This is a genomic window from Neorhizobium sp. LjRoot104 (genome assembly GCF_964253725.1).
Classification (GTDB): domain Bacteria; phylum Pseudomonadota; class Alphaproteobacteria; order Rhizobiales; family Rhizobiaceae; genus Neorhizobium.
Map to the genome: position 1 here is coordinate 1,513,088 of NZ_CAXURS020000002.1, position 14,603 is coordinate 1,527,690.

Sequence of the window (14,603 nt, forward strand, 5' to 3'; positions counted from 1 at the left end):
TCTCTTATGCGTGGTGGCAGGCGACGCGGGCGCCGTCAGTGCGCAGCGTCAGCTCCGGCCGCTCGTTCGAACAGATTTCGGTCGCCAGCGGACAGCGCGTGTGAAAGGCGCAGCCGGAGGGGATGTTGGCCGGGCTCGGCAGTTCGCCGCCAAGGATCAGCCGCTCCTTCGAACGCTGCACCACGGGATCGGCCTCCGGCACGGCCGACATCAGCGCCTTTGTATAGGGATGTTTCGGATTGGCGAAGAAGGTGTCACGGTCGGCCATCTCGACGAACCGGCCGAGATACATGACCACGACCCGGTCGCAGATATGCCGGACCACACCGAGATCATGGCTGACGAACAGGTAGGAGACGCCGGTGCGCTTCTGCAGCGCGACGAGCAGGTTGAGGATCTGGGCGCGCACCGAAACGTCGAGCGCCGAGACCGGCTCGTCGCAGATCAGGAGATCCGGCTCCAGGGCGAGCGCCCGGGCGATCACCACGCGCTGCCGCTGGCCGCCGGAGAACTGGTGCGGATAGCGGTCCGCGTGCTCGGGCCGCAGGCCGACCTGCTGCAGCAGGGTTGCGACGCGTTCCTTCAGCGCCTTCCCCCTGGCGACGCCGCGTACGATCAGCGGCTCGCCGATCGTGGCACCAACGGTCGAGCGCGGATCGAGAGACAACGCCGGATCCTGGAAGATCATCTGCACCTTGCGGCGGATGTCGTTGAGCTGCCGGCGATTGGCGCCGACCACTTCATCGCCGCTGATGCGCACGCTTCCCGAAATGGGAGCCTGCAGGCCGACGATGGTGTTGGAAAGGGTCGACTTGCCGCATCCCGACTCGCCGACCAGCGCCACGGTCTCGCCGCGGGCGATATCGAGGTCAACGCCGTTGACGGCCTTGACCACCGGGCCGGCCTTGCCGAGCAAGCCGCCGCGGCCGCCGAAATGCACCGCCACGTCGCGGATTTCGAGAACGTTCTGATGCTCGCTCATGCCGCCACCTCGCGGATTTCCACCATCCGGTCGATATGCCAGCAGGCCGAGCGATGGCCTCCACCACAATCGAAAAGAGGCGGCTGTTCGGTGCGACACTTGTCGGTCGCGAGAGGACAGCGGTCGACAAAACGGCAGCCGACGCCGAATTCGTTCGGCGTCGGCACCGTCCCCTCGATGGTCGCGAGGTCCGCCTTCGGCGCATCATCGAGCTTGGGAACGCTTGCCAGCAAGAGAGCCGTGTAAGGGTGCTTCGGCTGCCGGAAGAGATCGTGCACCGGCGCGATTTCGGCGATGCGGCCGGCATACATGACCGCTACGTCGTCGGCGATGTCGGCGACCACGCCCATATCATGGGTGATCAGAACGATCGCCGTGCCGCGATCGGCGACCAGCTTCTTCATGAGATCGAGGATCTGCGCCTGGATGGTCACGTCAAGCGCCGTGGTCGGTTCGTCGGCGACGAGCACGCGCGGGCCGCAGATCAGCGCAATCGAGATCATGATGCGCTGGCACATACCGCCGGACAGTTCGAACGGATATTGATCCACCCGCCGGGTCGGGTCGGGAATGCCGACATCGACCAGCATCTGCCGCGCCTTCTCGTAGGCCTCGGCCTTCGAGACGCCGTGATGGACACGATAGGCTTCGGCAATCTGCGAACCGACCGTCGTCAGCGGGTCGAGCGAGGCGCTCGGCTCCTGGAAGATGATCGAGATGTCCTTGCCGCGCGCCTTGCGGAACTGCCGCTCGGAGAGGGCGGCAAGATCGGTGTTTTCGAGCATGATGCGGCCGGCGGTGCGCCGGGCGGCCGGCGGCAGCAGGCCGAGCATGGCATAGGAGGTCAGCGACTTGCCGCAGCCCGACTCCCCCACCAGCGCCATGACCTTGCCGGGCGCGACCGTGAAGGAGATGTCGTCGACGACGTTGGCGCCACCGATATCGATGGTCAGCCGGTCGATGGTCAGCAGTGGATTGGCAGCGGCGTCCATCATGCCTCCTCAGCCAACCGTCTTGGCCCGTTCGGGGCGCTTGTAATTGCCGATCGAATTGCCGCCATCGACGCTGATCACGGCGCCGGTGATGAAGGCTGCCTTGTCCGAGCAGAGATAGGCGATCGCACTCGGCGCATCCTCCGGCCCGCTGGCGCGGCCGAGCGGAATGTTCTTCAGCATGTTGGTGACGTATTCGTCGGAAAGCTCGCTCACCTCGCTGCCCGGCGCAAAACCCGGCTCCACGACGTTGACGCGGATGCCATATTCCGCAAGCTCCATGGCGAAACCCTTGGAAAGCCGCTCGATCGCGGTCTTCGACGTGCAATAGGGAACGGAATTCTGGTTCATCTTGCGGGCAGCGCCCGAGGAGATGTTGACGATCGAGCCGGCCTTGCCTTCGGCAATCATCAGCTTGGCGAACTCGCGCGACAGCACGAAGGGGGCGCGCAGGTTGACCCCGAAGACACGGTCCCAGTCGGAAAATTCCATCTCGAGCAGGCTGAAGCGGGTATAGATGCCGGCATTGTTGACGAGGATATCCGGCGCTTTCCATTCACGCTTCACGAGATCGACGAGTTCGAGCATCGAGGCGTCGCTGGTCAGCTCGGTCGCGTGCAGCAGAACCCTGGAGCGGTCGAGGCCGAGTTCGGAGACCGCCTTTTCCAGGCCATCCATGCGGATGTCGCTGAGGCAAAGCCTTGCACCTTCCCGGGCGAAATAGGCGGCGATCCAGCGGCCGAAGATGCCTGCGGCGCCGGTGATGACGATGGTCTTGTTTTCGAATTCCATGACTTGAAACCTCAATGCGCCAGATGGTTCAACGCGAACGGGAACGAGGGTCGAGCTGGTCTCGCAACCAGTCGCCGAGTACGTTGACGGAAAAGACGAGCAGGAAGAGACAGGCGCCCGGAAAAGCGACGATCCACCAGGCCCGTTCGATATATTGACGGCCGACGCTCATGATCGAACCCCAGCTCGAAGCCGGCGGCTGGATGCCGAGGCCGAGGAAGGACAGGCCCGCTTCCATCAGGATCATCAGGCCGAATTCGGCGGTCGCGACGATCAGCACCGGGCCGGCGATATTCGGCAGGATGTGGTGGAAAAGGATGCGTGCCGCCCCTGCCCCGGCAAGCTCGGAAGCCTTGATGAACGGCAGGTTCGCCACCTGCAGCGTCTGGGCATAGGCAACGCGCGTATAGCGAGGCCAGCGGGTGAGGCCGAGCACCAGGACCAGTTTCAGGAAGCCCGGGCCGAGTACCGCGACGGTGAGCACCGCCAGCAGGATAGCCGGAATCGACATCATGATGTCGACGAGGCGCATGATGAGGATCTCGATCTTGCCGCGGAACCAGCCGGCGATCATGCCGAGCGTCACGCCGACCAGCGACGAGACGACCACGGAAAGCACGGCGACGGAGAGCGAGACGCCTGCCCCGTAAAGCGTACGCGACAGCAGATCGCGGCCGAGATCATCGGTGCCGAGCCAGTAGGTGATGCCGCGCATCTCGAAGCCCGGCGGCTTCAGGCGGCCGAGCAGGTTCTGCCGGTTGGGATCGGCAGGCGCCACCCAGGGCGCGAAGATCGCCAGAAGCACGATCACCAGGAAGATGACCGATACGACAATGACCGAGAGAGGAACCCGGCGAAGGCGTTGGCGAAGGGCGAGGACGGCGGTGCTCAAAGCCTTCTCCTTATCGGACCAGACGGATGCGCGGATCGACGAGCGCGTAGACGAAATCCGCGATCACGCTGGTCAGCACATAAACGAAGGAAATCAAAAGCACGATCACCTGGACGACCAGGAAGTCGCGCGACTGGATGGATTGGATGGCGAGCTGGCCGATGCCCGGCCAGGCGAACACCGTCTCGACGATGACGGCGCCCGCGAGCAGGTTGCCGATTTCGAGCGCGGCAATGGTGATCACCGGGATCGCGGCATTGCGCAGCACATGACGGAATACAACGGAGCCGAGCGACAGGCCGCGGGCGCGCCCTGCCCTGACATAATCCTTGCCGAGTTCGTCGATGATCGAAATGCGGGTCATGCGGGCGAAGGTCGACATCGAGATCGCCCCGAGCGCGATCGAGGGCATGATCAGCGAGGCGAAATCGCCGGAGCCGGAGGTCGGCAGCCAGCGCAGCGTCACGCCGAAAAGGAAGATCAGGACGATGCCGGACAGGAAGGTCGGCACGCTCTGGCCGGTGACCACGATCGCGGTCAGTAGCCGCTCCAGCCAGCCGCCGCGTCTGGTCGCCATGATGATGCCGGCCGGAATGCCCATGCCGATTGCCACCACCAGCGCGCCGGCGGCGAGCATGGCCGTATAGGGCAGTCGCGAAACGACGATATCGAATGCCGGCACCCGCTGGACGACGGAAATGCCGAAGTCGAAATGCGCAAGACCGCCCAGATATTCGAGATATTGCACCCAGATCGGCCGGTCGAAACCGAGCTGGCTGCGCAATTGGGCGATCATCTCGGCCGATGCGTCCTGCGGCACGAGCAGCAGGGTCGGGTCGCCCGAGAGATGCATGACGACGAAGACGATGGTGAGAACGCCGAAGATCGCAATGATCGCCTGTATCAATCGTTCGACGGCGTATCTCAACATGGTCGTGTTATCCGTCTGTTACTGCTGCCAGCTCATGTCGGTGACGAACATGGCTTCGTTGGCGGTCGGCTGCCACTTCAGCTTCTTGTTCGCGCCATAGAGCGCATAGGCCTGATAGAGGCCCATGCCCGGAACGTCGTCCTTCAAGATCTGGTAGGCCTGTTCGTAGAGCTTCAGCCGCTCGTTCTTGTCGAGGATGACACGTGCCTTGTCGACGGCTTCGTCGAACTTCGGGTTCGAATATTTGGCCCAGATGCTACCGGTGCGGAACAGCGGGAAGATCACGCCGTCGACGTCCTGGCAGGCGCAGGACCATGCGCCGAAGGCGAGACCGCCGGCATTGGCCGGATCGCCCTGGCGGCGCTTCAGGAAGGTCGCCTGGTCGCTGGACGAAATCTCCACCTTGAGGCCGGCTTCGTTGACCATCTGCTGGATGGCTTCGACGGTAGCGCGGCTATAGGCGGGAGATGTCAGGAATTCGACGGTCGCACCTTCCGCGCCGGCGGCCTTCACCAGTTCCTTCGCCTTGTCGAGATTGTATTCGTATCCCTTGATCTTGTCGGTGTAACCGAAGACCGGCTCGGCGCCGAGCACTTCCACCGGCTTGCCGTATCCTTCGAGCAGCGCTTCGACGAGTGCCTTACGGTCGATCGCATAGGCGATCGCCTGGCGGACGCGGACGTCCTTGGTGACGCCACCCTGGGCATTGATGAACAGGTAGCCGATGCGCTCGGTCGGAACCGAGAGGACCTGCGAATTCGCGTCGTTCTTAATGCTTTCGGCCTGATCCGGCGGCACGTCGCGGACGAGGTCGGCCTTGCCGGTCTTCAGGTCGGCGATGCGGGTCGAGACGTCCGGCACGGTGCGGAAGACCACCTTCTGGAAGGGCGGCTTGGCGCGCCAGTAGCTGCCATAGGCTTCGAGCTCGGTCTGAACGCCCTTCTGCCAGTTGGCCATCTTGTAGGGGCCGGAACCCATCGGCTTGAGGTTGAATTCCTGGTCGCCGACCTTTTCGACATAGGCCTTCGGCACGATCGACAGCTTGACGAGCTGGGCGAGCAACGCCGGATAGGGCGACTTGGTGGTCATCTTGACGACGGTCGGGCTCACCGCCTCGGCCTTGGCGATCTGGTCGAACTGCGAAAGCTGCGGGCTCTTCAGCTTCGGATCGATGATGCGGTTGATCGAGAAGGCGACGTCTTCAGCGGTCAGCTTCGAACCATCCTGGAAGGTGACGTCGTCACGGATCTGGAACTCGAGCGTCTTGTCGTCGAGATATTTCCAGGACTTGGCGATCTGCGGAACGATCTCGCCCTTGACGTCACGGGTCAGCAGGTTGTCGAAGATATTGCGATAAATCGAATAGCTGTCGGTATTCCACTGCAGATGCGGATCGAGCGTCGCCGCGTCGTTCGGCAGATCGATGGTCAGCGTATCCTTGGTTTGCGCAAGTGCAGTCGATGCGGTGAGCGCCAGTAGCATTGCGGCTACGGATGTGAATTTGGCAGACATGTTCCTTACCCTCATTGTTGTTGCTGCTGTATTCAAGAACTGTTTATGCCGCCTTCTCAGCGGTCTTCAGCCCGGCCTCGTCGGCGCAGTAGCGCGCCAATTCCGCATGGGTGCAGAACCAGACGTCGCCCTTCGATTTGGCGAGCCGGATGATCTCTTCCAGAATGAAGATACGCGAACGGTGGCCGACATGGTGCGGGTGCATGGTGAGCTGGAACAGGCCGCCCTCTTCCCAGGCCACTTCCAGTTCGCGGGCAAAGATATCGAGTACCATGGCCGGCCCCCCATAGGGCCGCGCGCCGGTCATCCGGTCCATCGCCACGTAAGGAGCGTCGTCGCGGATCCATTCGACCGGGATTTCGACCACGCCGGTCGGCTCGCCATCCTCCAGAAGCTCGTAAGGTTCCTCGTCGGCCATCAGCGAACTGTCGTAGAGCAATCCCATCTCGCGGGCGATCTTCAGCGTATAGGGGCTGAAATCCCAGGATGCGGTGCGCATGCCGACCGGGCGGATGCCGGACAGGCGTTCGAGAGTGTCGGCGGCGCGCCGCGCAAGATCCCGTTCCGTCGTCTCGTCGAGGCGGGAATTGAACTCGTGGATCCAGCTATGGATGCCGAGTTCGTGGCCCGACGAAACCACGGTCTTCACTTCTTCCGCATTGACCATCGCCGAGACGGCCGGCATGAAGAAGGAGGCCGGCACGGAATATTTTTCGAGCAGGCCCAGGATGCGCGGCATGCCGGCTCGGGAGCCGTACTGGCCGCGGCTCATCGTGCCGAAGGACATGCCCCCGTTTTTCAGTTCCATCGTCTCGTGATCGGAATCGAAGGACAATGCGACTGCCATGCGTGCGCCGTTTTTCCATTTCGCCGGTCTCAGGGAGCGCCCGGCGCGCACCTTCTGAACTTTCTGCTGCCAGACACTATCCGGCCAGGTCCAGGGTTCGGAGGCATCGTTTTGCTTATTCGGCGCATTCATGAGATCGTTCACCCTTATCAGCGCGACACTCGAAAATGTTAGTGGCTGCTTTCTAGGCAGAATTGTTATGAGCCGATCCGATGACCATCAATGGGGGTTTCGTTCACATACATGAACTCCGAAATCAAAAGCGCCGGCCGGATTCTCGATCTCCTGGAATACATGGCGTCCCGGCGGGAAGCAGTGCCGCTCGCCCAGATCGTGCGGGATCTTTCCTTCCCGAAAAGCAGTGCGCATGGCCTTGTCCAGACGCTGGCGGCGCGCGGCCACGTGGTTCAGGACGATGCCGGTCGCTACATGCTGGTCGAGGCGAGCCGCCACGGTTTTCCGTTTCGGCGCCACGAGGAACCGCTGGTCGTGGTGGCAAAACCGTTCATGGAAAAACTGCGCGACGAATCCGGCGAGACCATTCTGCTCGCGACGATGAACGCCCATTGCGACATCCGCCGGTTGGCGAAATGCGTTAGCCGGCATCGCGTCCGGTATGACGTCAACCTCGACGCGGCGATCGCGGCGTATTGCACGGCTACCGGCCGCGTGCTGCTCGCCTTCACGCCGAAGGAGGCGCTGGAGCACTATCTCTCCCGGGTCCAGCTTCTCTCCTACACCCGCTACACGGTGACCGATATCGAGCGCATCCGCGAGATGCTCGTGAAGATCCGCCGGGATGGCTACGCGCTGAACGACCAGGAATTCGTCACCGGTTCGACCGGCATTGCCGCGCCGATCTTCGACGGCGATGGCGCGGTTGTCGCGGCGCTCAATCTCGGCGTTCCGACCGTGCGCTACAACGGGCAGCGCGAGGGTTTTCTGCTGATGGTACGCAGTGCCGCGGACGATATCAGCCGGGCGCTTGGCTACCGCCGCTGACGTTCATTCTTGATGCGGATGATGGAACCGTTGCAGGTACGGCGTGATTTGGAAAGCCACACTCTTTCCCGCCGGCATTTTGGAACAAACTGCGTCGGCCTGCAATCTTGAAGCGTTTATACCCTTCTTGTGATCGCACGAATATGGAGCTCTCGATGGCCGCCCCTCGCTTTTGGCCCACTTGGGGCAGCGGGAAAACAGCATTCCGATCCCGAAGATGGGCAATCGAGATCTCCGCGGCCAGACATTTCCAGGCGCCGGTCGAGCCTGAAAGGTTTTGGCAACTGACCGCCGGGCGAAGCAATCACTCGCCGGCCGGAAGGGCAGGCAGGCATCCGCAAAATACTCTATAATTGACAGGCGACCCAAGCGGCCGATTGATCGGGCCGGCTTTCAAGCCCCGGTCACTGCAGACACAACAATTCAAGGGAGCTGAAACATGAGCCTTCGTATCAACGACATAGCACCGGATTTCACCGCCGAAACGACCCAGGGCGCGATCCATTTCCACGACTGGATTGGCAGCGGCTGGGCAGTGCTGTTTTCCCACCCGAAGAACTTTACGCCGGTCTGCACGACCGAACTCGGCGCCATGGCCGGCCTTGAAGGCGAATTCAAAAAGCGTGGCGTCAAGATCATCGGCATCTCCGTCGATCCGGTCGAAAGCCATGGCAAGTGGAAGGACGACATCAAGACCGCGACCGGCTTCGACGTTGAATACCCCCTGATCGGTGACCGGGACCTCAAGATCGCCAAGCTTTACGACATGCTGCCGGCCGCAGCCGGCGAAAGCTCGGAGGGCCGCACGCCCGCCGACAATGCGACAGTCCGTTCGGTCTACGTCATCGGCCCGGACAAGAAGATCAAGCTGATCCTCACCTATCCGATGACCACCGGCCGTAACTTCAACGAGATCCTGCGGGCGATCGACTCGATCCAGCTCACCGCCAAGCACCAGGTGGCGACGCCGGCCAACTGGAAACAGGGTGAGGACGTGATCATTACCGCAGCCGTTTCCAACGAAGATGCGATCACCCGCTTCGGTTCGTTCGACACGGTCCTGCCCTACCTGCGCAAGACCAAGCAGCCCACGGCCTGATATCGGCTGGATCAAACGTAAAAGGCCGGTGGAGCGTATCGCTTCGCCGGCCTTTTTATATTTCTGGATATCGCCTTGCAGCGCCTCGTCTCAATAGACGGGATACATGCCCCAGAAGAAGCTTTCAGAATGTTCGCGATCAGGATCGCGGCTTTCATCACGATCCTCGCGCCCTTTTTCGAGGGGCTTGCGTTCGGCGCTGTCTGCCCCTGTTTTATCCGGCACGCGCCGGGTCACCCCGAACAGATCAAATCCAAACAGGGACAAGCCACCAGCGATCATCGTCAGCCTCCAGTTGGTTGAACATCATGCATCCCAACTTTCGGGCCAAACGCCGTTCCGGTCAACGTAGTCTACTAAAAAGCTATACTAATTCGTTGACACATTTGAAATTGTTATGTCCAAAATGTGGCAATCGGCGAAATAGAGAGCTCTGCCAGCTTGCGGTTGCATTCCTTCAGGCAAAGAAGCGGTTGGCAGGCCGCGGCAGGCCAAGATGCTCCCGAAGCGTCGTTCCCTCATAGTCGTGGCGGAAGATGCCGCGGCGCTGGAGTTCCGGAATGACCCGTTGTGTCACGTCGTCCAGGCCCTGTGGCAGATAGGGAAAGACGACCGTAAAGCCGTCACTTGCCTCTTCCGAAAGCCAGGCCTGCATCTCGTCGGCGATGGTTGCCGGCGTGCCGACGAAGGCGAGGCCCGAATAGCCGCCATAACGCTGGGCAAGCTGGCGCACCGTCAGTTTTTCCTGCTCGGCGAGCTTGAGGACCTGGGCGCGGCCGGACTTGCTGGCATTGGTTTCCGGAATGTCCGGCAGCGGACGGTCCGGATTAAAACCCGACGCGTCGTGGCCGAGCGCAATCGACAGCGAGGCGATGGCGCTGTCGTAGTGTACCAGGCTGTCGAGCACCGCGCGCTTGGCCTTTGCTTCCTCGATGGTATCGCCGACGACGATGAAGGCGGCCGGCAGGATCTTCAAATGGTCGGGATTTCGCCCGGCGGCGACCATACGGCCCTTGATATCCGCATAGAGCGCCTTGGAAGCTGTGAGATCGCGTGGCGAGCAGAAGACCAGTTCGGCGGTCTCGGCGGCAAGCTGGCGTCCCGGTTCCGACTGCCCCGCCTGCACGATCACCGGCCAGCCCTGTACCGGACGGGCAATGTTGAGCGGCCCGCGTACGCTGAGTTCTTCGCCCCTATGATCGAGCACATGCATCTTTTCCGGATCGAAGAAAATGCCGCTTTGCTGATCGCGGATAAAGGCATCGTCGGCGAAACTGTCCCACAGTCCGGTCACGACGTCATAGAACTCACGCGCCCGCTTGTAGCGCTCGCCGTGCTCGACATGCTCGTCGAGACCGAAATTGCGGGCGGAATCCGGGTTGGACGTGGTGACGATGTTCCATGCGGCGCGTCCGTTGCTGATATGGTCGAGGGAGGCAAACCGGCGGGCGACGTGATAGGGCTCGTCGAACGTGGTCGAGGCGGTCGCCGCAAGACCGATCTTCTCGGTGACCGCGGCAAGCGCCGACAGCAGCGTGAACGGCTCGAACGACGTCACCGTATGACTGCGCTTCAGCGCTTCGACCGGCATGTTCAACACAGCCAGGTGATCGGCCATGAAAAAGGCGTCGAACTTGGCGGCCTCCAATTTCTGGATGAACGACTTGATATGCCCGAAATTGAAATTGGCGTCCGGATAGGCGCCGGGATAACGCCAGGCGCCGGTATGCAGGCTGACGGGGCGCATGAAGGCGGTTAGGTGTAGCGATCTTGCCATGGGAGTTGCTCTGTTGAGAGGAGAAACGGGCTCAGTCCCATAAACTAGGCATTCCTGTTGGATGCGCTAAGGAAAGTTGTTGCGCCGATTGCATCGTGCCGGAGAAATTCTCTCTTCTTCCGCTCAACTTGGCGTGACAATCCGCGAATGTCTCTTTGCGACCCTTAAAAAGAGAGAATTCACTTCGTTCGACGCGTGCAATTGAAGCTTTATTCCTTCTCCCGGCCTTCGTGGCGTGGCTCAATGACAGACTTGATCCGGGAGGCAGCACATGAGCAGGGTGGCGATCTACTTGCTGCTGACCTCGGCGTTGTCGAGAACGCCGCTTGAGCGCTTGGCGACCATCTGCTCCAGCGTCATGTTGTCGAGCACCGAGGCGATCGCATCGCGCACCTCCGTCATCGAATGGCGTATCTGGCAATCTTCCGGGTGGTCGCAATCATCGCAGGGCTCGAACGCCATCTTGCTGGCGCAGCGGATGGGTGCGAGCGGACCATCGAGGATGCGGACCGCCTGGCCGACGTAAATCTGCGACGCGGGCTTGGAAAGTGCATAACCACCGCCCGGTCCCTTTTTGGAGCGCAGCATGCCGCCCTTGCGCAATTCCAGGAGGATAGCATCGAGGAATTTCTTGGAAATATTGTTCTGTTGGGCGATATCGCTGACGAAGGCGGTCTTGCCGGGTTCAAGCTGTGCAAGGTGGACAAGGGCCTTGAGCCCGTATTTTCCCTTTTTCGTAAGCATCAAAGATCGAAATTCCGCCAGGCCGGTATCCTTCCCGGCGAGACCGCCGGAGGCATAACACCGATACAGGACCGGTGACAAAGGTTCAACGCCGCTTTCCTTGTCTTGCCTTATTCTGCCGAAAGATCGCGCAACGTCCGCGGCAGCACATTCATGCATTCGGCCCCCGTGTCGGTGATCAGGAATTGATCCTCGATCATCAGCGCGCCAATGCCCTGGCCGTAGAATGGCGTTTCCAACGCCACCACCATGTTCGGCAGGATGGTTTCCGGATTGCCGGCGGAGAAGAACGGCCATTCCTCGATACCGACGCCGCCGCCGACCGAATGGCCGAAATGGCCGCGGTCATATTCCGCAAAGCCGTCCTTGCGCATCGAGGCGAGCATGGCCGCGTGCACGGCGCCGAACGTGTTGCCCGGCCGAAGTTTCTCCAGCCCGGCCGCGAACGCGTTTTCCAGGGCCTTGAAGATCTCCCGGCCCAGTGGCGACGCAAGGCCATGGGTGAAAGTGCGAGCCCCGTCGCAGGAGTAACCATCGACCAGCGTCCCGACATCTGCCTTGATCAGCGCGCCCGGCGTCACGACCGCCGACATATCCGAAAGATCGGGGCCGACCGAGATGAAGTCCCAATACCCGCTGAGGCCGAAACCGCCTTCCCCTGCGGCCGCCTGAGCGCCCGCTTTCCAAGCGGCAGAGAGCTCGGCGACCGACGCGCCGGGCCTCACCGCCGCTGCCATCCAAACGAGCCCTGACTCTGCGGCCTTGGCGGCACGGCGCAGACGGTCGATTTCGCGCGGCGTCTTGACGGCCCGCAGGCGGCGCAACATTTCCGAGCCATCGGCCCAGATCACCGTCGGCAGCGCGAGCTTCAGGGCTTCGAAATCGGCGGCCGGCATGAATTCGAGATCCGCCCCGACCCTCGCCCTCTCGAGGCCGCGTTCCTTCAGCAGGTCGCCGAGCAGGGCGAAACTGGCGGAGCGGTCGAACGTCTCCGGTCGCGGACCCGCTGCACCGAGCCGGCGATAGGCCTCGTTGATCTGCTCGACACTTCCGGCGCCCGTCAGATCCAGCATGTCGATCCAGACGCGATGGATCCGCAGGTCGATATCGGGCGCGGCCTTGCGGATCGATCCGGCGGCGTGGTCGCTGGCGACCGCCGCGAGCCCCATGGAGGCATCGGCAGGCACGAGCCCGATCGCGGCCCCTGCCCTGCCCCACATGGTCGCAACGCCGGCTGGCGCGCCGATCGCGTAACGAAAGGCTTCGGGCTGAAAGATCACCAGCGCATCGAAGCCGGCTTGCGCCATCAGGCGCTCTGCCTGGCTGCGGTCGATATCGCTCATCGCCCTCTCCAAATTGGTCTTTTCTCAAGGCCTTAACCGGGCTTCAGCGAAATCGCCAGCGTCTGGAACAAAATTCTGCAATGCCTTAGTCGTGGCGAAGAGCGTTTCCCGCTTGCGCCCAAAATCATCCTCCGCCAGCCTTCCGGTTGACAGGGACTTTGATACTAGTCTTCCACGATATCGGCGGAGCGTGGGAGCTTATTGCGCCGTGTTGTGAGGGGTTTCGCAGATGGCGAAGGTCAGCCGAACGATTTATGTATTGAAACATAGGCTTCAGTGGTCACGATGGCAACGCTGAGACTCAACTTCAATCTAAGCGGAAATAACATTGCGATATACGGTCATTATTCCGAGCTTTGTAAGGCTCTAGCGTCGTGCGCTACTTCACCCTACTACACGCCAGAGATCCGCCGTGTCGTGTCAGCCGGGAGTGCATTGGGCAAGTGCTTGGAGCGGTCTACTAAATCGTATCTCGTTTCCAACAAAGATGCGGAAAAAGTCGCTTCAATGCTTGATAACGCATGCATGGCCGAACGAAAGGCAATGTCGGATGCTAAGCTCGCGGCTCGTCTACCGGTGGATTATTTCGATTATGGAAAAGGGCGACACCAAGTCTCATTAAGGTGGGTGCGCGATTTACAGTAGCATCACACGGGGCGTTCGGATCTGACCGTCTTGAATGCGCGGCTGTCTCGAACGCCGCCGGGTCGTCGAGAGCGGTAAAACCTGCAATATCCTCGCCGCTCCAAGCCATGCCTACACGCGGAAACTGTTGGCTAGCATTCCCTGCATGCCGGCTTGGTCCCTTTTCCTATTCAAAGGAGTTCTTCGATGTCCGTCTCTCGCTTTGCTTCAGCCCTAGAGAACTCTCCGACCCCAGCCGATCTGGTGCGCCAGCGCTACGGATCGGATCAGCAGGCCGCAACGGCGGAATGGAATGCGGCGCTCGACGCGATCCTCTGGCATCGCTCCGTCCGTACCTATCTGCCAAAACCAGTGCCGGAAAACCTACTGCATCTGATCGTTGCGGCCGCCCAATCGGCCCCGACCTCCTCCAGCCTGCAGGCCTGGAGCGTCGTGGCAGTCGAGCATCCGGAGCGCCGCGCAAAGCTCGCCGAACTTGCCGCCCCCAACCCGCAGATCATTTCCGCCCCGCTTTTCCTTGTCTGGATCGCCGATCTCTCGCGGCTGAGAAAGATCACCGCCGAACATGGCAAGACCGGTGAAGGTCTCGATTATCTCGAAAGCTTCCTGCTGGCGACCATCGATGCGACGCTCGCCGCCCAGAATGCCTTGGTCGCGCTGGAATCGCTCGGGCTCGGGACCTGCTATATCGGCGGCATCCGCAACCACCCGGCCGAAGTGGGAGAGCTGCTCGGCCTGCCGCCGGAAGCCTTTGCCGTGTTCGGCATGACCGTCGGTTATCCTGACCCGGCCATCGAGACGGAGGTGAAGCCGCGCCTGCCGCAATCCCTCGTGCTTCACCGCGAGCAATATCAGGCAACACCGCGGGAAGCCGGGCTTGCCACTTATGACGACACGATGAAGTCGTTCCAGACGGGCCAGGGCATGGCGGTGCGGGGTTGGACCAGCGTCGTCGCCAGCCGCATCGCCGACGTACCGGCCCTCAAGGGCCGGCACGTGCTGCTCGATGTGGTACGCCGCATGGGCTTCAAGGTGAAATAGCGGC

General features: G+C 61.6%; 15 protein-coding genes. 4 read left to right on the forward strand and 11 right to left on the reverse strand.

The features are described from left to right. Positions 1-4: 4 nt before the first annotated feature. From ACSQ8R_RS29280 to ACSQ8R_RS29310, 7 genes are read right to left on the reverse strand one after another with little or no spacing between them, the layout of a single operon-like run. Positions 5-982 (reverse strand): ABC transporter ATP-binding protein, encoded by a 978-nt coding sequence (locus tag ACSQ8R_RS29280; protein WP_436256840.1) that lies wholly within the window; start codon positions 980-982, stop codon positions 5-7. Continuing rightward, positions 979-1,977, reverse strand: a complete 999-nt coding sequence (locus ACSQ8R_RS29285; RefSeq protein ID WP_436256841.1) for an ABC transporter ATP-binding protein — start codon at positions 1,975-1,977, stop codon at positions 979-981. Before ACSQ8R_RS29285 ends, ACSQ8R_RS29280 begins: the two co-directional genes overlap by 4 nt. Before the next feature lie 6 nt (positions 1,978-1,983). Then, positions 1,984-2,766, reverse strand: coding sequence for an SDR family NAD(P)-dependent oxidoreductase (locus ACSQ8R_RS29290; protein ID WP_436256842.1), 783 nt, complete (start codon positions 2,764-2,766; stop codon positions 1,984-1,986). 28 nt (positions 2,767-2,794) lie between these two features. Next, positions 2,795-3,658 (reverse strand): ABC transporter permease, encoded by an 864-nt coding sequence (locus tag ACSQ8R_RS29295; RefSeq protein ID WP_436256843.1) that lies wholly within the window; start codon positions 3,656-3,658, stop codon positions 2,795-2,797. 10 nt (positions 3,659-3,668) lie between these two features. Then, positions 3,669-4,589 (reverse strand): ABC transporter permease, encoded by a 921-nt coding sequence (locus tag ACSQ8R_RS29300; RefSeq protein ID WP_436256844.1) that lies wholly within the window; start codon positions 4,587-4,589, stop codon positions 3,669-3,671. A gap of 18 nt (positions 4,590-4,607) precedes the next feature. Further along, on the reverse strand, positions 4,608-6,101 hold the full coding sequence (locus ACSQ8R_RS29305; RefSeq protein WP_436256845.1) for an ABC transporter substrate-binding protein: 1,494 nt from the start codon (positions 6,099-6,101) through the stop codon (positions 4,608-4,610). Positions 6,102-6,144: 43 nt separating this feature from the next. Beyond that, complete coding sequence (locus tag ACSQ8R_RS29310) at positions 6,145-7,080, reverse strand: polysaccharide deacetylase family protein (RefSeq protein ID WP_436256846.1); 936 nt, start codon at positions 7,078-7,080, stop codon at positions 6,145-6,147. A 111-nt stretch (positions 7,081-7,191) separates the two neighbouring features. Between ACSQ8R_RS29310 and ACSQ8R_RS29315 the strand changes: the two genes are divergently transcribed. Continuing rightward, entirely contained in the window at positions 7,192-7,950 is a 759-nt protein-coding gene (locus ACSQ8R_RS29315) for an IclR family transcriptional regulator (protein WP_436256847.1), read from the forward strand. Between the two features lie 439 nt (positions 7,951-8,389). Further along, the gene (locus ACSQ8R_RS29320; RefSeq protein ID WP_436256848.1) at positions 8,390-9,049 is read left to right on the forward strand and encodes a peroxiredoxin; all 660 of its coding nucleotides are present in this window, start codon (positions 8,390-8,392) and stop codon (positions 9,047-9,049) included. 90 nt (positions 9,050-9,139) lie between these two features. Here ACSQ8R_RS29320 and ACSQ8R_RS29325 read toward each other — a convergent pair whose 3' ends face one another. From ACSQ8R_RS29325 to ACSQ8R_RS29340, 4 genes are all read right to left on the reverse strand, one after another. Next, entirely contained in the window at positions 9,140-9,331 is a 192-nt protein-coding gene (locus tag ACSQ8R_RS29325) for a hypothetical protein (RefSeq protein WP_436256849.1), read from the reverse strand. Between the two features lie 175 nt (positions 9,332-9,506). Next, positions 9,507-10,826 (reverse strand): LLM class flavin-dependent oxidoreductase, encoded by a 1,320-nt coding sequence (locus ACSQ8R_RS29330; protein ID WP_436256850.1) that lies wholly within the window; start codon positions 10,824-10,826, stop codon positions 9,507-9,509. Between the two features lie 288 nt (positions 10,827-11,114). Further along, a complete protein-coding gene (locus ACSQ8R_RS29335; RefSeq protein WP_436256851.1) occupies positions 11,115-11,570 on the reverse strand; it encodes an RrF2 family transcriptional regulator in 456 nt (151 codons plus the stop codon). Between the two features lie 110 nt (positions 11,571-11,680). Beyond that, the gene (locus ACSQ8R_RS29340; RefSeq protein WP_436256852.1) at positions 11,681-12,913 is read right to left on the reverse strand and encodes a M24 family metallopeptidase; all 1,233 of its coding nucleotides are present in this window, start codon (positions 12,911-12,913) and stop codon (positions 11,681-11,683) included. A gap of 679 nt (positions 12,914-13,592) precedes the next feature. Here ACSQ8R_RS29340 and ACSQ8R_RS29345 point away from each other — a divergent pair. Both ACSQ8R_RS29345 and ACSQ8R_RS29350 read left to right on the forward strand, forming a co-directional pair. After that, a complete protein-coding gene (locus tag ACSQ8R_RS29345) occupies positions 13,593-13,775 on the forward strand; it encodes a hypothetical protein (protein ID WP_436256853.1) in 183 nt (60 codons plus the stop codon). Continuing rightward, positions 13,745-14,599 (forward strand): NADPH-dependent oxidoreductase, encoded by an 855-nt coding sequence (locus ACSQ8R_RS29350; protein WP_436256854.1) that lies wholly within the window; start codon positions 13,745-13,747, stop codon positions 14,597-14,599. The genes ACSQ8R_RS29345 and ACSQ8R_RS29350 overlap by 31 nt, the downstream gene beginning before the upstream one ends. Positions 14,600-14,603: the final 4 nt, after the last annotated feature.